At 64.4% G+C, this 14806-nt stretch carries 20 protein-coding genes; 9 read left to right on the forward strand and 11 right to left on the reverse strand.

Annotated features, from left to right (window positions below; genetic code table 11):
* Positions 1-64 precede the first annotated feature (64 nt).
* The 4 genes from ccoG to JQ566_RS08885 are packed head-to-tail and all read right to left on the reverse strand — an operon-like array spanning position 65 to position 3491.
* Complete coding sequence (gene ccoG / locus JQ566_RS08870) at positions 65-1501, reverse strand: cytochrome c oxidase accessory protein CcoG (protein WP_212371865.1); 1437 nt, start codon at positions 1499-1501, stop codon at positions 65-67.
* Positions 1502-1535: 34 nt separating this feature from the next.
* Positions 1536-1739: a YgaP family membrane protein gene (locus tag JQ566_RS08875; RefSeq protein WP_011088520.1), complete on the reverse strand. Its 204-nt coding sequence runs from the start codon at positions 1737-1739 to the stop codon at positions 1536-1538.
* A 25-nt stretch (positions 1740-1764) separates the two neighbouring features.
* Entirely contained in the window at positions 1765-2208 is a 444-nt protein-coding gene (gene trxC, locus JQ566_RS08880) for a thioredoxin TrxC (RefSeq protein ID WP_212371866.1), read from the reverse strand.
* The gene (locus JQ566_RS08885; RefSeq protein WP_212371867.1) at positions 2205-3491 is read right to left on the reverse strand and encodes an NAD(P)/FAD-dependent oxidoreductase; all 1287 of its coding nucleotides are present in this window, start codon (positions 3489-3491) and stop codon (positions 2205-2207) included. The genes trxC and JQ566_RS08885 overlap by 4 nt, the downstream gene beginning before the upstream one ends.
* A gap of 117 nt (positions 3492-3608) precedes the next feature.
* Between JQ566_RS08885 and JQ566_RS08890 the strand changes: the two genes are divergently transcribed.
* The 4 genes from JQ566_RS08890 (at position 3609) to JQ566_RS08905 (ending at position 8620) form a co-directional block, all read left to right on the forward strand.
* Positions 3609-3908, forward strand: a complete 300-nt coding sequence (locus JQ566_RS08890) for an ArsR/SmtB family transcription factor (protein WP_371740165.1) — start codon at positions 3609-3611, stop codon at positions 3906-3908.
* 128 nt (positions 3909-4036) lie between these two features.
* Positions 4037-5032: an efflux RND transporter periplasmic adaptor subunit gene (locus tag JQ566_RS08895; RefSeq protein WP_249139335.1), complete on the forward strand. Its 996-nt coding sequence runs from the start codon at positions 4037-4039 to the stop codon at positions 5030-5032.
* The gene (locus tag JQ566_RS08900; protein WP_212371869.1) at positions 5029-8253 is read left to right on the forward strand and encodes an efflux RND transporter permease subunit; all 3225 of its coding nucleotides are present in this window, start codon (positions 5029-5031) and stop codon (positions 8251-8253) included. The genes JQ566_RS08895 and JQ566_RS08900 overlap by 4 nt, the downstream gene beginning before the upstream one ends.
* 10 nt (positions 8254-8263) lie before the next feature.
* Positions 8264-8620 carry a carboxymuconolactone decarboxylase family protein gene (locus JQ566_RS08905; RefSeq protein WP_212371870.1) on the forward strand — a complete coding sequence of 119 codons (357 nt, stop codon included), beginning with the start codon at positions 8264-8266 and terminating at the stop codon, positions 8618-8620.
* 72 nt (positions 8621-8692) lie between these two features.
* Here the strand turns inward: JQ566_RS08905 and JQ566_RS08910 are convergent, their stop codons facing one another.
* Together JQ566_RS08910 and JQ566_RS08915 are read right to left on the reverse strand one after the other, a co-directional pair.
* Positions 8693-9025: a hypothetical protein gene (locus tag JQ566_RS08910; protein WP_212371871.1), complete on the reverse strand. Its 333-nt coding sequence runs from the start codon at positions 9023-9025 to the stop codon at positions 8693-8695.
* A 104-nt stretch (positions 9026-9129) separates the two neighbouring features.
* Positions 9130-9534, reverse strand: a complete 405-nt coding sequence (locus JQ566_RS08915) for a hypothetical protein (RefSeq protein WP_212371872.1) — start codon at positions 9532-9534, stop codon at positions 9130-9132.
* 152 nt (positions 9535-9686) lie between these two features.
* On the opposite strand from JQ566_RS08915, the gene JQ566_RS08920 reads away from it, so the two are divergent.
* Positions 9687-9911: a hypothetical protein gene (locus JQ566_RS08920; protein ID WP_212371873.1), complete on the forward strand. Its 225-nt coding sequence runs from the start codon at positions 9687-9689 to the stop codon at positions 9909-9911.
* A gap of 243 nt (positions 9912-10154) precedes the next feature.
* On the opposite strand, the gene JQ566_RS08925 is transcribed toward JQ566_RS08920, so the two are convergent.
* Complete coding sequence (locus JQ566_RS08925; protein ID WP_212371874.1) at positions 10155-10397, reverse strand: PilZ domain-containing protein; 243 nt, start codon at positions 10395-10397, stop codon at positions 10155-10157.
* 180 nt (positions 10398-10577) lie between these two features.
* Here JQ566_RS08925 and JQ566_RS08930 point away from each other — a divergent pair, with 180 nt between their 5' ends.
* Positions 10578-10871: an HdeA family protein gene (locus JQ566_RS08930; RefSeq protein WP_212371875.1), complete on the forward strand. Its 294-nt coding sequence runs from the start codon at positions 10578-10580 to the stop codon at positions 10869-10871.
* Positions 10872-10989: 118 nt separating this feature from the next.
* On the opposite strand, the gene JQ566_RS08935 is transcribed toward JQ566_RS08930, so the two are convergent.
* Entirely contained in the window at positions 10990-11454 is a 465-nt protein-coding gene (locus JQ566_RS08935) for a PaaI family thioesterase (RefSeq protein WP_028181100.1), read from the reverse strand.
* A 383-nt stretch (positions 11455-11837) separates the two neighbouring features.
* Here JQ566_RS08935 and JQ566_RS08940 point away from each other — a divergent pair, with 383 nt between their 5' ends.
* Positions 11838-12134 (forward strand): hypothetical protein, encoded by a 297-nt coding sequence (locus JQ566_RS08940; protein ID WP_212371876.1) that lies wholly within the window; start codon positions 11838-11840, stop codon positions 12132-12134.
* A 107-nt stretch (positions 12135-12241) separates the two neighbouring features.
* A complete protein-coding gene (locus tag JQ566_RS08945) occupies positions 12242-12496 on the forward strand; it encodes a hypothetical protein (protein ID WP_212371877.1) in 255 nt (84 codons plus the stop codon).
* Between the two features lie 25 nt (positions 12497-12521).
* On the opposite strand, the gene JQ566_RS08950 is transcribed toward JQ566_RS08945, so the two are convergent.
* A complete protein-coding gene (locus JQ566_RS08950) occupies positions 12522-12755 on the reverse strand; it encodes a DUF6894 family protein (RefSeq protein WP_212371878.1) in 234 nt (77 codons plus the stop codon).
* A 173-nt stretch (positions 12756-12928) separates the two neighbouring features.
* On the reverse strand, positions 12929-13117 hold the full coding sequence (locus tag JQ566_RS08955) for a hypothetical protein (RefSeq protein ID WP_212371879.1): 189 nt from the start codon (positions 13115-13117) through the stop codon (positions 12929-12931).
* A gap of 272 nt (positions 13118-13389) precedes the next feature.
* On the opposite strand from JQ566_RS08955, the gene JQ566_RS08960 reads away from it, so the two are divergent.
* Positions 13390-13647: a DUF2798 domain-containing protein gene (locus JQ566_RS08960; RefSeq protein WP_212371880.1), complete on the forward strand. Its 258-nt coding sequence runs from the start codon at positions 13390-13392 to the stop codon at positions 13645-13647.
* Between the two features lie 702 nt (positions 13648-14349).
* Here the strand turns inward: JQ566_RS08960 and JQ566_RS08965 are convergent.
* Positions 14350-14520 carry a hypothetical protein gene (locus JQ566_RS08965; protein ID WP_212371881.1) on the reverse strand — a complete coding sequence of 57 codons (171 nt, stop codon included), beginning with the start codon at positions 14518-14520 and terminating at the stop codon, positions 14350-14352.
* Positions 14521-14806: the final 286 nt, after the last annotated feature.

A 14806-nucleotide genomic window follows, 5' to 3' on the forward strand; every position in this document is an offset into this window, starting at 1 on the left:
AATTTGAGCGGTAGCGTTAACATTTCATACAGCATCCGGTCGCGGCTGTTCTGCCGAACGGTGGCTAGTCTCCCGGCACGAAATGATCGCGGGTGCTCGCGCGACCGCCACTGGTCGTATCGGTGATGGTGATGTCGACGTCGCGGGAGGTCTTCGGCAGGTCGCTAGGCCCGATCTGCACCGACAGCCTGACCTCGCGCGTCTGATCCTGCCCGACCTCGATGACGGGCTTGCCGCCGGGGCCGGTCTCGATGCCGGCGACGCGAGCGGCCGCGCCCGGCAGACCGGAGACTTCGAGCGCAAACGATCGCTGTGCGCCCTTGTTGAGGATGCGCACGGTGTAGTCGTTGCGCACGCCCCCATCCGAGAGCTGGACGAAGAGGGGATTGCGCTCGTGCAGCACGTTGACGTCCATCGTCGCGCGGGTGGCGAGGGTGTAGAGCATGATGCTGCCCACGATGGCGATGGCCGCGGCATAGATCAGCGTGCGCGGACGGACGATGCGGTAGATCGGCGGCTTGCCTTCGCGCCGGCGCTGCATGTTGATGTCGGTGTCGTAGCCGATCAGGCCTTTGGGCCGGCCGATCTCGCGCATGACGTTGTCGCAGGCATCGATGCACAGGCCGCACTGGATGCAGCCGAGCTGGATGCCATGGCGGATGTCGACGCCGGTCGGACAGACGTTGATGCACTGATGGCAGTCGACGCAATCGCCGGCGGGATTGCCCTGCGCGCGGGCAGCATCCGCCTTCTTCACCGACATGCGCGGCTCGCCGCGGTCGCGGCGATAGGTGACGTTGAGCGCCCATTCGTCGGTCAGCGCCGCCTGGATCCGCGGCCACGGGCACATGTAGATGCACATCTGTTCGCGGGCATGACCGGCGAAGACATAGGTCGTGGCGGTCAGGATGCCGATCCAGAGATAGGCGAGGAACGGGGCCTGGAAGGTGGCGAGCTCCTTCACCAGCGTCGGCGCGTCGGCGAAATAGAGCACCCAGGCGCCGCCGGTCCACCATGCGATCATGATCCAGAGGAAGTGCTTCAGCGCGACCTTTCGGATGTGACCGAATGTCCAGTAGTCCTTGTCGCCCTGCATGCGCTGGCGCCGGTCGCCTTCGACCCAGCGCTCGACCGCATAGAACAGGTCGGTCCACACGGTCTGCGGACACATGTAGCCGCACCATAGCCGCCCGGCGACCGCGTTCATCAGGAAGAGCGTCATGGCCGCGATGATCAGGAGGCCGGTGAAGTAGTAGACTTCCTGCGGCCACAGCTCGATGAAGAAGAAGTAGAAGCGCCGATGCGGGAAGTCGATCAGCACGGCCTGGTCGGGCAGGCCGGGCCCGCGGTTCCAGCGCACGAACGGCAGCAGATAGTAGGTTCCGAGCGTGACGCAGAGAATCGCCCATTTGATGCGGCGGAACGGCCCGTGGACCGACTGCGGATAGACCTTCCTCCGCTTCTCGTAGAGAGGTCCTTCGATGTAGGTGTCGTCGGTCATGGCAAATTCCCCCGCAGGCTGCATCCACGCGCGTTCAGGAGAACGCGCAGCCGCTGCTCAGGCCCAGCTTCTTGAACACGATCGCTGCCGGACAGAAGCCGGTGAACGAGGCCTGCAACATGTTCAGTCCGGCAAATGCCGTCAGCAGGTACCAATACGCATTCACATAGGTGCCCAGTGCGAGACCGAGCAGGACGACGAACCCCGCAAAGGCGAGGACGGCTTTATCGACATTCATGGCAGGCTCCTTTTCATCTGGCGACTTACGAACGGGTCAGGTTGGATTCAGTCCAGGCGACGATGTTGCGCGCATCCATCGCGCCGGAATGACGGGCGATCTCGCGGCCGCCGCGCATCAACAGCAGGGTCGGGATGCCGCTGATGTTGAGGCGCGACGACAGTGCAGGTGCGTTGTCCGAGTTGAGCTTCAACAGCCGGACGTTCGGCTCCAGCTGCTGCGCGGCGCGCTCGAACATCGGTGCCATGGCGCGGCACGGGCCGCACCACGGTGCCCAGACGTCGACCAGCACGGGAATGTCGCTGCTCGCGACATGGCGGCTGAAGGCCTCCTCGTCCACCTCAATCGGATGAGCGGTGAACATCGGCTGGTGACAGGCGCCGCAACGCGCACCTTGCGCTGCGCGTTCGGCAGGTAGGCGGTTGATGCGCCCGCAACTGCCACAGACGATCTGACGCGTCGTGCTCATGTGCCGGTTCGGACCTCCTTGAGCTTGGCGATGTTCAGCTTGTCGAGAACGAAGCGCTCGTAGAAAGGCTCGCTCTCGCCGCGCCGCATCTTGCGCAGGAAGTATTTCTCGAAGGCGACCTTGGCGAGGTGCACCCATTCGCCCTTGGAGGACCAATTGACGTTTCGCGGCGGGATCTGCGGCTGCGCAAGGAAGGCGACGCCGGAGTCGCCGAAGTCGGCGAGACAGATCGCGTTCCAGGTCGGCTGCGCCGTGGGTGCCCTGCCGCGAAGCAGGGCGCCGATGTTCATCGCTGTCGCCGTCACCATGGATTCGATCATGAAGCCGGTCTTGGGGACGCCGACCGGCACCGGTGTCGCGCCGACCGGCGCGATCGCGACGCAGACACCGACCGCGAAAACGTTGGGAAAGGCGGGATTTTGCTGGTGCTTGTCGACGACGACGAAGCCACGTGGGTTGGTCAGTTTCTCGATGCCGCGCACCGCTTCGACGCCGCGGAAGGCGGGCAACATCATCGAATAGGCGAAGGGCAGCTCGTGGGCCTTGCGAGACGTGCCGTCGTCGGCGAACTCCTCCACCGACATCAGGCCGGGGGCGACGTTGTCGACGCGGGCGTTGGTGATCCACTTGATGTGCTTCTCCCGCATCTCGCTTTCCAGGAGACCCTTGGTGTCTCCGACGCCGTCGAGACCGAGATGGCCGATATAGGGTTCCGAGGTGACGAACGTCATCGGGACGCGGTCGCGCAGCTTTCGCCGGCGCAGCTCCGTTTCCAGGATGAAGAGGAATTCGTAAGCCGGCCCGAAACAGGAAGCGCCCTGCACGGCGCCGATGACCACCGGGCCGGGATTGGCCGCGAGCTTCTCGAAGGCTTCACGGGCATGCGCGGCATGATCGACGTGGCAGATCGACTGGGTATGGCCCTGTGGCCCGAGACCCGGAATCTCGTCGAACGCCAGTTCGGGACCGGTCGCGACGACCAGATAGTCGTAGTCGATCGACGTGCCGTCGCCGAGCTCGACACGGTTCTCGGTCGGATGGACGCGCCTTGCGCCCTGCGTCAGCAGCCGCACGCCCTTGCGTTTCATGACGTCCGCCAGATCAATCTCGATCTCTTCGCGCTTGCGCCAGCCGACCGCGACCCAAGGGTTCGATGGGACGAAATGATAGACGGCGCCTTGCGAGACGACGCTGAGGCGATCCTCCTTTCTCAACTGCGGCAGCAATTCATAGGCCATCAGCGTTCCGCTCAGACCAGCTCCGATTACGACAACTTCCGCCATGGGTTTACCTCCGTTGGACCAAGCCGCTCCGCCGGTTCAGTTCCGGCTGTCGTGCAGCGCTTGACGATATATTCGTAATTGCGTATATACGCAAGTATGAAGATGAACGTTGAAGTCATGGAGCGGGCGGCGGATCAGGCGAGCGAACTGCTGAAGGCACTCGCCAACCGGCATCGTCTGCTGATCATCTGCCAGTTGATCGATGGCGAGCGGTCGGTGGGCGAACTCGCCGAGTTCCTGAGCCTGCGGGACTCCACGGTGTCCCAGCATCTTGCGCTCCTTCGCAAGGATGGTCTGGTGTCTGCCCGGCGTGAAGCACAAACGATCTTCTATTCGATCGCGAGCGAGCCGGCGCGCGAGGTGCTGAAGACGCTCTACCAAGCATTCTGCGCGCCGAAGTCCGCCAGGACCAGATGAAACCTAGGAGAGTTCGGAGGAGGGCGCCTTGACCAGGATCAACACGCCCCTTTCTGATGCAGATGAAATGAGCTGCGCAGCGGCGTGGTGATGCTTTGGTCATGACACGGAAGAGTCCCATGCGATGTATGGCGAGTTATTTTGGCCTGCTGGCTGCTTTCGCGGCGATAGGCTTGTCTGGAACACCGGCGACAGCGGCCGAAACGCTCGTGGTCGCGCGGCAATCGATCACCGATGAAAAGGCCGTCTTCGCCACGGTCGAAAGCACCAGCGTGGTGCCGGCGCGCGGACGCATCGGCGGCACGGTGGTTCAGCTCAAGGTCAGGGAAGGGGATCGTGTCGCCGCCGGCCAGGCGATCGCGACTATCGGCGACGAAAAGCTCGTGCTGCAGATGAAATCGCTCGACGCGCAGATCGAGGCGCTGCAGGCGCAGGCGAACCAGGCGCAGCTCGACTTCAGCCGGACAGAAGGGCTGGTCGAACGCGGTATCCTGCCGCGGATCAAGCTCGACGAGCAGCGCACCGCGCTGAACGTCGCCGAGAACGGCCTGCGTGCCAAGACTGCCGAACGTGCGGTGATCAACGAGCAGCTCAACCAGGGGCAGGTGCTCGCGCCGGCGGATGGTCGGGTGCTGAAGCGGTTGATCACGATAGGATCCGTCGTGCTCGCGGGCGATCCGATCGTCACCGTCGCCCAACAGAACTTCAAGCTGCGGCTTCGCGTGCCGGAGCGGCATGCGCGCTTGCTCAAGGCGGGCGACAGGATTCGCATCGACGGCGCGGAGTTCGTCGGAGAAGCCGCCAAGTCGGGCGTCATCGACCTCGTCTATCCTCAGATCGAGGAGGGGCGCGTCATTGCGGATGCGACCGTCGAAGGCCTCGGCGAATATTTCGTCGGCGACCGCTTGCGGGTCTGGATCTCCGGCGGCATGCGACCGGCCTTCGTCATCCCCTCGAGCTATGTGACGAGCCGGTTCGGCATCGACTATGTTCGGCTTCAGAAGGACAGCGGCACGATAGACGTGCCGGTGCAGCGTGGCCGCGAATTGCCGACGCCGGCGCACCCCGACGGGCTTGAGATCCTGTCCGGCATTTCAGCCGGCGACCAATTGGTGCGGCCGTGAATCTCGGGCTCTCAGGACGGTTGACCAAGTCGACCATCGCATCGCCGCTGACGCCGCTGTTCCTGCTCGCGGCGCTCGTCGTGGGGCTGATCGCCGTCGTGGTGATCCCGCGCGAGGAGGAGCCGCAGATCAGCGTTCCCATGGTGGACATCCGTGTCAATGCCGACGGCCTGCGCGGCCCGGACGCGGTGGAGCTGGTGAGCAAGCCGCTGGAATCGATCGTCAAGGGCATCGACGGCGTCGAGCAGGTCTATAGCCAGACGGAGGACGACCGCGTCATGGTCACGGCGCGCTTCCTGGTCGGCACCAAGTTCGAGGACGCCATCCTGCGGGTGCACGAGAAGATCCGCGCCAATCTCGACCGCATTCCCGTCGGCATTCCCGAGCCGCTGATCGTCGGCCGGGGCATCAATGACGTCGCGGTGACGGTGTTGACGCTGTCGCCGAAGCCGGAAGCTGCCAGCCGCTGGACCGACAAGGATCTCTACGAGCTCGCCGACAAGCTGCGCGCGGAGCTGATGAAGGTCGACGATATCGGCCTGACCTATATCTCCGGCGGGGCGGCGCAACAGATCCGGGTCGAGCCCGATCCGGAGAAGCTGTCGCTGTTTGGCATCACGCTGCAGCAGCTCGTGGCCAAGGTCAAGGACGCCAACCGCTCGTTCCTGGCGGGGCAGGTCCGCGATGCCGGCGTGGTGCGAAGCGTCGCGGCAGGGCAGACGTTGTCCGGCATTCCCGATATCGGACTATTGCTCATCACGAGCCGTGACGGCCGGCCGGTCTACGTCAAGGACGTCGCCTCCGTCGTCGTCGGCCCGAGCACCATCGAGCATCGCGTCTGGACGGAATCACGCGATGCCTCCGGACAGTGGGCGCGGACGCCCGCCGTCAGCCTGGCGCTGGCCAAGCGGGCCGGCGCCAACGCGGTCGTCGTGTCCGAGAACATCGCGAGCCGCCTCGAAGGATTGAAGTCGCGCCTTCTTCCCGAAGATATCCAGGTGACGGTGACGCGCGACTATGGCGAGACGGCGAACGAGAAGGCCAACGAACTGCTGTTCCACCTCGCCCTCGCGACGGTCTCGATCGTCGTGCTGATCGCGATCGCGATCGGCTGGCGCGAGGCGCTGGTGACCTTCGTCGTGATTCCCACGACGATCCTGCTCACGATGTTCGCCGCCAATTTGATGGGCTATACCATCAACCGCGTCAGCCTGTTCGCGCTGATCTTCTCGATCGGCATTCTCGTCGACGACGCCATCGTCGTGGTCGAGAACATCGCGCGGCACTGGGCCATGCGCGACGGCCGGTCGCGCCTGCAGGCGACCATCGAGGCGGTGGCGGAGGTCGGCAACCCCACCATCGTCGCGACCTTGACCGTGGTCGCGGCGCTGTTGCCGATGCTGTTCGTGTCGGGCCTGATGGGCCCCTATATGGCACCGATCCCGGCCAATGCGTCGGCTGCCATGCTGTTCTCGTTCTTCGTCGCGATGGTGGTCGCGCCCTGGCTGATGCTCAAGCTGGCACCGAAGGGCGAGGTTGCCTCGGTGCATGCGGCCCACGACGAAGGCCGGCTCGGCCGGCTCTATCGGCGCTTCGCCGCGCCGATCGTGCGGAGCAAGCGGTCGGCCTGGATATTCCTGCTCGGCGTCGGCATCGCGACGCTGCTGTCGATGACGCTGTTTGCGACCAAGTCGGTGACGGTCAAGCTTCTGCCGTTCGACAACAAGTCCGAGATCGCCGTCGTCGTCGACCTGCCGGAAGGGGCGAGCCTGGAGGCGACCGAGCGGACGCTGTTCGGCGCGGCCGAGATTGCGCGGCAATTGCCGGAGGTCAGCTCGCTGCAATCCTATGCCGGCACGCCGGCCCCCTTCAATTTCAACGGCCTGGTGCGGCACTATTACTTGCGGGAGAGGCCCGAGCTCGGCGAAGTGCAGGTCAACCTGGCTGCGCGCGGCGAGCGCAAGCGCGCGAGCCATGAGATCGCGCTCGAGCTGCGCGAGAAGCTGAAGGCGCTCGGTCCGCCCACCGGCACCAGCATCAAGGTGGTCGAGGTGCCGCCCGGGCCGCCGGTACTGTCGACGCTGCTCGCCGAGGTCTACGGTCCCGATGCGACCACGCGGCGCGCGGTCACGGCCGAGCTCAGGAAGATCTTCGCGGAAGTTCCGTTCATCGTCGACATCGATGATTCCGTCGGCGAGAAGCGGCCGCGGCTGCGGCTTTCGATCGATCAGGACCGGCTCGAATTCTTCGGCGTCGAGCAGCGCGACGTCTACGACACCATCCAAACGCTGTTCGGCGGCACCTCGATCGGCTATTCGCATCGCGGCGAGGACCGCAACCCGATCGAGATCGCTGTGCACCTCGGAAAGCGCGACCTGGTCTGGGACGAGGCGTTGGCCTCCACGCCGGTGCCAGCCAATACATTGCCCGGCAGCAAGACCGTGGTCGAGCTCGGCCAGGTCGTGAAGGCAACCATGGAGGAGGGCTCGCCGACGATCTTCCGCCGCGACGGCCGCTTTGCCGACATGGTGATGGCTGAGCTCGCCGGGCGCTTCGAGGCGCCGCTCTACGGCATGCTCGCGGTCGCCGATCGCGTGGATGCCCATGATTGGGGCAAGCTGCCGAAGCCCGCGATCAGCCTGCACGGCCAGCCATCGGACGAGTCGCGTCCGACGCTGCTGTGGGACGGCGAATGGGAGATCACCTGGGTGACCTTCCGCGACATGGGCGCGGCCTTCGGCGCGGCCATCCTCGGAATCTACGTGCTGGTCGTCGCCCAGTTCAGGAGCTTCCGTCTGCCGCTCGTCATCCTGACGCCGATCCCGCTGACGCTGATCGGCATCCTGATCGGACACTGGCTCCTGGGCGCGCCGTTCACCGCGACCTCGATGATCGGCTTCATCGCGCTGGCCGGCATCATCGTGCGCAATTCGATCCTGCTCGTCGACTTCATCCGCCACAGTGGCGCCGAGGGCAAGCCGCTGCGCGAAGTGGTGCTGGAAGCGGGCGCCGTCCGCTTCAAGCCGATCCTGCTCACTGCGCTTGCGGCCATGATCGGGGCTGCAACCATCCTGCTCGATCCGATCTTTCAGGGATTGGCGATCTCGCTCCTGTTCGGGCTGGCGTCGTCAACGCTGCTCACCGTGCTGGTGATTCCCGCAATCTACATCGCCTTGCGCGCGCCACGCGAGGCGGCTCCTGCCATAGCCAAGTCCAGCTAGCGAGGATCCGATGGACAAGAACTACGTCGATATCACCAGGAACATCTCCGCCAACCTGAAGAAGCTGCGGGGCGACATTCCCGACACCATGAAGGGATTTGCCGCGCTCGCCCAGGCCGCCGCGCGTGACGGCGCGCTGGACAAGAAGACCAAGGAGCTGATCGCGTTGGCGCTCGGCGTTGCCGGACATTGCGACGGCTGCATCGGCTTTCACACCGAGGCGCTGGTCAAGCTCGGTGCAACGCGCCAGGAGATCGAGGAGACGCTCGGCATGGCCGTCTACATGGGCGGCGGGCCGTCGCTGATGTACGCCGCCGATGCGATCGCGGCCTACGAGCAGTTCCAGCAGCAATCGGCCGCCGTATAGCGGTTAGTATGATCATGCGAACGGGACCGGGCGAGTCGTCTCGTCCGGTCCCGACCATCAAGCCTCGATCGATCACCAGCGGTCGTCGACACCGACACCAACGCTGACGCCAGGCGCGCGAATGCCGACGCCGGCGCGCGGACCGTCATCCCAATCGCGATGATAGGTCCGGCGCTCGTAATAGCGCTCGCGCGGCATGTAGCCATAGGAATCGCGTACGATCACACGCGAACCGCTCCGTGTGCGATAGCAGCGGCCGAAATCGTCGCAGACAAGTCGTACCTGCTGAACGAGATCCGGATTGGCGTACTCGCTGCTCGTATAGATATCGGAAGCCTTTGCCCCCGAGGCGGCTGCCAAGGCACCGGCGCCCGCCAACAGCGCAATAGTCAACGTCCTCATCATGTCCTCCTCGAAACTGCCCTCGGCGGTAACAAGAAGGGGAGGCGGTGATCGTTCCCGGCCGCGGTACTGGTTTTTCCCGGAACCGCATCGTCAAGGGCGGGTTCCTAGATCCGCTCGTAAGTCTCCGACCCGCAGATGTCGTCGGCTTCCGCCCGCCGGCGGTCCACGACCTTCCCGCCGTTGATCGTCACGATGTAGGTCTGGGCGCCGAGCGACGTGCCGGTGGCGGAGGTGAGCTGCGCGCGGACGCATGCCGTCCAGCCCGGTCCTCGCACCTCACGATGGGGCGGGGCGACATGCACCTCGCGTGGATAGGACGTTGCGAGAAAGACGACGTCGATCTGCTCGCGCACCACGCGCTTGACGTCGGGAGGCGCTTCGGGCGGCGGCTGCTCCGCCTCCTTCATGCGCATGAACTCCGGCACCGGCGCGCGGCTGTCGGCAAAGCCGCAGGCACCGAGCGCAAGCGCGCCGGCGAGCAGCGCCGCATGAATAACAATCCGCAACATCCGTGAAGGTCCCCTGCGGGCCAACAGATAGGCACGAATGCGATCCGACGAAGTCCCGGCCGATCAAGATTTGCTGAAAACCTGGAACCCGCGGCATTTGCTATTCCGCAATTGCCGGCTAGTTTGTACCCCACACGAGGGGGATTGCACCGATGAGGATTCTGGTCATAGCAGCCGCCGTCTTGGCACTGACGGCGGCCTCGGCGCAGGCGCAGGGCCGGCGCCCGCCCAATGATGGCGCCAAGCCGGCGGACAACACGCCCAAGGTCGACGAAAAAGCCTACAAGGCCGCGCTCGAGCGCATTCCCGAGCCCAAGGACAAGTACGACCCGTGGGGTGGCGCCCGTCCGAGCGTATCTGCCAAGAAACCGAAATAACAAGAAACCGAAATGAAGTGAGGCGGATGGTGCGGACCTGCCTCTTGGTTTCGGCGAAGCGCCGTCGCTCCTGTCGCGCACGATCGATCGTCCGGGCGGACGAATTGTTGCGGGGTCGTCATCAATCGCGCTCACGGTCGTCACGCGCGTGATTGCGAGCCCGCTGGCAGCCGCCACCGTCGTATCGAAGCAAACATGATCGTGTTGTGCATGCGATGCGAACACTCGTTCACATCGCGCGTGCTATTGCACGAAAACGAGGCCGACGCGCTTGTCGCTGCGCCAAACTGTGCGACAATGCCTTACGAAATCGTCGCGCGCGATCGAGAGCGTGAACGATTGCGGCAACATGACGGGGGCGTCGAGGTCGATCGCCGCGCCGCCCGCCGACATGTTTCGCACCGTGCAAGGAATGCCGCTGTTTTCGAAGGTGATCGTTCCACCTTTGAAAACACGGTGACGTTGCGATGCGCGCTTCTCGATCATCCGCGTCAGTCCTGCTGATGACTATGAAGTAGTGCATAGAAATTACGTTGAACTAAACTCAATACTGGCGCTACTTGCACGGCGCTTCAGACTTTGTTTACGACGTTGGAGCGGAGAGCCGCTCCGCGAGCTTCCCTACGAGCCCTTCTTTTATGGCGTTACGCGCCGATGGAGATATTGATGAAGACCGTGCTTTCGATTCTGTTCGCCGCAGCGCTCTCGCTGTCATCGATGCCCGCCCACGCGGTCAAGTGGGACCTCTCGACCATGAGCTGCAAGCAGTTCCTCGAGAGCGGCGAAGACAACATCGCGGTCGTGCTGACCTGGATGGACGGCTGGTACAAGGGCGACGAGGACAACGCGATCATCGACACCGACGTCTTCATCGAGAACGCCAAGAAGTTCGGTTCCTATTGCGGAAAGAATCCGACCGTCAGCGTCGTCACCGCGGCCGACGAGATCCTCGGCAAGTAACATCGCATGGGTGACGAGGCGAAGCGCGACCGCGATCGCGCTTCCTCTCCCGACATGATTGCATCGAGAGCCGCGCGGCGCTTTGCGCTCCCGCGGCTCTCTTTTTTTCAGCGCGCGTTTACCCCGGCAGCATCGCGAACGCGCTCGACACCATCGCGACCGGCTTGCTGTCGGCGGCGGAGAGCAGCGTAACGCGGCCAAAGCTCATGGTACGCCCGAGCCGCACCACGCGCGCGTCCGCCAGCACGTCCATTGAGGAGACCGCGCGCATGAAATGCGTGGTCTGGTCGACCGTGGTCATGGGGCGGTAGCCGCGATTGGCAGCGAGGATCGCGATCACCATCGCGGTGTCGGCGAGCGCCATCAGGGCCTGGCCGCAGACCACGCCGCCGTTCCGGCACAGTCGCTCCGAGAACGGCATGCGCAGCAGCGCGCCCGGCTGCCAGTCCGGTACGTCTGCCGGCTGCGCATGCTCGATGCGCTCGACCGCGAGGTTGAGATCCTGGACCCAGGGCGCAAAGACCTCGCCGAGGATGCGTCGGGCGTCGGCGAGGCCGAATTCGGCTTCTGGCTGCATTTGCATTGCTGGCGCGCTCTCCTGTGTTGCCGGATGTTTCGCCGCATTGTGCGCGCATCGGCGCGGCAAAGTCACCCGGTCTCGCGCCGGACCGATCGGCTTGAAAATGCCCGACTTGGCCCGATATGATGCCTCGCTTGGGTACGGGTGGATGATGTTGCGTCGGTGTGTCCTCGTCGTTTGCATGGCCGCGCTCGGTCTCGCGCTGAGCGGATGCACCAAATGCGGTCCGATCTGGGACGACTGGCTGCATGCGCCCAAATCGTGCAGATCGGATCGGTTCTAGCGTGCCCACGCGGCCTTGGGCGGCTCGGGATCGCGACCGGGCTGCGACAAGGATGACACGGCGCGGGGCGATCCGCGCCTCATGGATGATCAAGGAGTAGACGATGAAGCTTTTCCGTTTGGCCGCGGTGCTGGCCGTGCTGGCGGGACCTGCCTACGCGCAAATGCCCAACCTCAATTTGCTGCAGGAAGGGCCGGGCAAGACCCCCGAGGAGAAGGCTGCCGAAGCCGAGCGTGAAAAGGCCTACAAGGAAACGCTGAAGAAGATTCCGGATTCCAAGGCGTCCAACGATCCCTGGGGCGGCATGCGCTCCGATCCGCCGAAGCAGTCGGCGGCACCGAAGGCGTCGGCCGCAACCAGCGCGCCGAAGAAGACCAAGAGCGGCACGGCGGCCAACTGACCGCACGCTCCGTTCGGGGGCGACACGGCGCCTTTCGGACGGGACTCCTCTTGATCCGGCCCGCGCCCTACATTTGGCTCAGCGTAGCGCGTAGAGGAGGGCACGACATGGCCGATCGTCCGCGGGATCTCGCCGAGCGGATGGCGCGCCGGCGCAACATGGCCGGCAAGCCGGGCCGGACGGCCGGCGACGGCTATCTGCGCGAGACCTTCACGCTGCCGCGCGCCGAGGCGCGGGAAAGGGCGCAGGCCTTCTTCGCCCGCTACCCCAAGGCCGGCTATATGAGCGCGGTCGAGACCTGGCGCGAACTGCCCGGCGGCGACATCGAGTTCACCATGCGGCGGCTGCCCAGCGCGGACTGACGCGGGCCTGATCCGAAAGGTCTTGCTAGTCGAAGGTTTCGGCAACGATGCGGATCCGGAACACCGGCTCCTTGGCCTCGTCCAGCAGCTCCATGTGCCATTCGGAATTTTGCTGGAGCTTGCGGGCAATGCCGGCGCTCATGTCGGCGCAGACATTGGTCATCTCCTTCCAGGCCGCATTGCGATCGGCAAATTCCGTCGCCTGCTCGGCGCAGCCGGAATAACGGCCGTTGCGGATTCGAAAGAAATAGAGCGGCATGGCTGGCACCGATACGCACATGATGCCTCGCCCCCAAGGCCCCTGGGCGCACAGTGCAATCCCAAACCAGCGTCAGATCAATTCCGGGCGGCTACGGATCGCGTCCCGCGGGACCCCGTGGCGCGCTGCGGCGCATGAGAGTGCCCCGCCGCTGTCGATCTCACCCGGCCGGTTCAGGCCGTCTTTCGCGCGAGGGCCTTCAGCTCCCGGTCGATGCGCAGCTGCACGCGCCGGATCGCCAGCAGGTCAATCTTCGTCTCGGTCTTGCCGGTCTTGATCTGCTCGCCGATGCGGAACTGCCACTGCCAGACTCCGGGAATCGCCGTCTTGGCCACGGTGAACTCGACGCCCCTGTGATTCATGGCGACCTCCCACGATTCACCTTCCATGCCTGCAAACATGTTGGTCGTCACAATATTCCGGAGACAAGCAAAATCTGCCGCTAGCCGCGGATCATGCGCGACCGGCGCTCGCCCTCCGTCGTTCTCCGGCCATGAACAGAGTTCCTGAACACATCCCAAGTGCATCCGGGCGCCGAGCAAGGCGCGTGCCTGCAGGGGGGATTCCAGGGGCCCATCGAGGTGACGGCATGTGCCTTGCTTGCCAGATGAGGGCAAGCAACCATGGACGCCTCATGCTCGGCATTCCCCGCCGCTACTCTCATTTCGTCTTCGGCATCATCCAGTCCGGACTGACCTCGCTGATCGCGGCAGGGATCGCCAGCTTCCCTGCAGGCAGTGCGATGATCTTCGTTCGGCACTGGATGCTGTCGTGGCTGATCGCATGGGCCGCGATGCTGCCGGTCGTGCTGCTGGCGGCGCCCGCGATCCGCGCCTTCTCGCTGCGCCTGACCCGGGAGGAGCGGGACCCGCGCGCCGGCCGGCAGGCATGAAAAAGCCCCGCCTGGGGAGAGCCAAGCGGGGCAGAGCGTGATTGGAGGCTGAGGTGCTGGGCTGCAACACCATCGCCGAGCGACCCTAGCCGGCTCAGCTTACGACAGCCTGACTGGCGGCAGCCGTGAAGGTCGCGATTCGAAAGGCCGCAGACTGGCCCCGCACCGGTCCCAATTTCGACATCCGCTCGCACCACTGCGGACACACCCGTCGGCAAGATTTTATCCGTTCGGCGCAGCCATGGGGGAAACGTGGCGCGCCGACAACGGGGTGGCATCATGGATAACGTAGAGCGGTCATTCGCCGCCGCGACGGCGGCTGGCTTCGTGGTGCTGGTGATCGGCCTGGTGCTGCTGGCGGTGCTTTAGCGGGATACGCGTGCCGGGGAACGGCGGCCGTGCCTCCGATGGATGGCACGAGGCACGCTGCGGCTTTCAAAAAACGGAAAACAACCCCATGCACAGTAGGTTGCTGGGCAATTCCTTTGATCGGCCAATGGGTTACAAGTAGTATTTGGATACCTGACCCGTCCGCGCACCTGCCTTTGCGGCCATGCCGACCCGCGACGCAGGATCGAGATCAGGCGATCCCGTCCGCTTGGAACGGCGGCCGACTGCCGCATCGCGGGGCGGGCCTCAGCCCGCTCCGGAAAGCCGGTCTTGGCAAATCCGGTCTTGGCAAAGCCGGTCTTGGCGGGGGCCCTAGTGGATCTTGATCTCGTTCAGGGGAAGATTGAGCTCGGCGGCGCGCTCCTCACGATCCCTCTTGCGGAATTCGTTTTCCTTGCGCTCGAACTTCACCATCTCCTCGCGCGCTGCCTCCAGCAGCGGATTGCGCCTGGTCGTATCGCGATACGTGTTGTTGTCCGTCATGACTCGAGGTCCCCAGACTTGCGGTCCCATCCCCACAGAAGGCCGGAGACCGCGAAAAGGTTCGGTGCCGCAGGATTACGGAAATATGACGGCGCGCCGGCCGCGCGTCCTTGAGGCAGGTCATGTTCGGTTGAAGCGGAACGCGACGGATGCAAGGTGATTTGACCCAGTCGTGCAGATGATTGCCTGTAAATCCGGGAAAGAACATATTGCGAACCTAGAACAAATAGGGTACATTGCTTTTATCGCCGAGCTGCCTCGCAATCGTTTGTCCCCCTAGCGAATC

Origin of the sequence: Bradyrhizobium sp. SZCCT0231, assembly GCF_018130245.1 — a bacterium.
GTDB lineage: Bacteria > Pseudomonadota > Alphaproteobacteria > Rhizobiales > Xanthobacteraceae > Bradyrhizobium > Bradyrhizobium japonicum_F.

Excerpts from the sequence above, each read along its gene's own strand:
- ccoG (WP_212371865.1), bottom strand. The coding sequence starts at position 1,501 with ATGACCGACGACACCTACATCGAAGGACCTCTCTACGAGAAGCGGAGG.
- JQ566_RS08875 (WP_011088520.1), bottom strand. The coding sequence starts at position 1,739 with ATGAATGTCGATAAAGCCGTCCTCGCCTTTGCGGGGTTCGTCGTCCTG.
- trxC (WP_212371866.1), bottom strand. The coding sequence starts at position 2,208 with ATGAGCACGACGCGTCAGATCGTCTGTGGCAGTTGCGGGCGCATCAAC.
- JQ566_RS08885 (WP_212371867.1), bottom strand. The coding sequence starts at position 3,491 with ATGGCGGAAGTTGTCGTAATCGGAGCTGGTCTGAGCGGAACGCTGATG.
- JQ566_RS08890 (WP_371740165.1), top strand. The coding sequence starts at position 3,609 with ATGGAGCGGGCGGCGGATCAGGCGAGCGAACTGCTGAAGGCACTCGCC.
- JQ566_RS08895 (WP_249139335.1), top strand. The coding sequence starts at position 4,037 with ATGGCGAGTTATTTTGGCCTGCTGGCTGCTTTCGCGGCGATAGGCTTG.
- JQ566_RS08905 (WP_212371870.1), top strand. The coding sequence starts at position 8,264 with ATGGACAAGAACTACGTCGATATCACCAGGAACATCTCCGCCAACCTG.
- JQ566_RS08910 (WP_212371871.1), bottom strand. The coding sequence starts at position 9,025 with ATGATGAGGACGTTGACTATTGCGCTGTTGGCGGGCGCCGGTGCCTTG.
- JQ566_RS08915 (WP_212371872.1), bottom strand. The coding sequence starts at position 9,534 with ATGTTGCGGATTGTTATTCATGCGGCGCTGCTCGCCGGCGCGCTTGCG.
- JQ566_RS08920 (WP_212371873.1), top strand. The coding sequence starts at position 9,687 with ATGAGGATTCTGGTCATAGCAGCCGCCGTCTTGGCACTGACGGCGGCC.
- JQ566_RS08925 (WP_212371874.1), bottom strand. The coding sequence starts at position 10,397 with ATGATCGAGAAGCGCGCATCGCAACGTCACCGTGTTTTCAAAGGTGGA.
- JQ566_RS08930 (WP_212371875.1), top strand. The coding sequence starts at position 10,578 with ATGAAGACCGTGCTTTCGATTCTGTTCGCCGCAGCGCTCTCGCTGTCA.
- JQ566_RS08935 (WP_028181100.1), bottom strand. The coding sequence starts at position 11,454 with ATGCAAATGCAGCCAGAAGCCGAATTCGGCCTCGCCGACGCCCGACGC.
- JQ566_RS08940 (WP_212371876.1), top strand. The coding sequence starts at position 11,838 with ATGAAGCTTTTCCGTTTGGCCGCGGTGCTGGCCGTGCTGGCGGGACCT.
- JQ566_RS08945 (WP_212371877.1), top strand. The coding sequence starts at position 12,242 with ATGGCCGATCGTCCGCGGGATCTCGCCGAGCGGATGGCGCGCCGGCGC.
- JQ566_RS08950 (WP_212371878.1), bottom strand. The coding sequence starts at position 12,755 with ATGCCGCTCTATTTCTTTCGAATCCGCAACGGCCGTTATTCCGGCTGC.
- JQ566_RS08955 (WP_212371879.1), bottom strand. The coding sequence starts at position 13,117 with ATGAATCACAGGGGCGTCGAGTTCACCGTGGCCAAGACGGCGATTCCC.
- JQ566_RS08960 (WP_212371880.1), top strand. The coding sequence starts at position 13,390 with ATGCTCGGCATTCCCCGCCGCTACTCTCATTTCGTCTTCGGCATCATC.
- JQ566_RS08965 (WP_212371881.1), bottom strand. The coding sequence starts at position 14,520 with ATGACGGACAACAACACGTATCGCGATACGACCAGGCGCAATCCGCTG.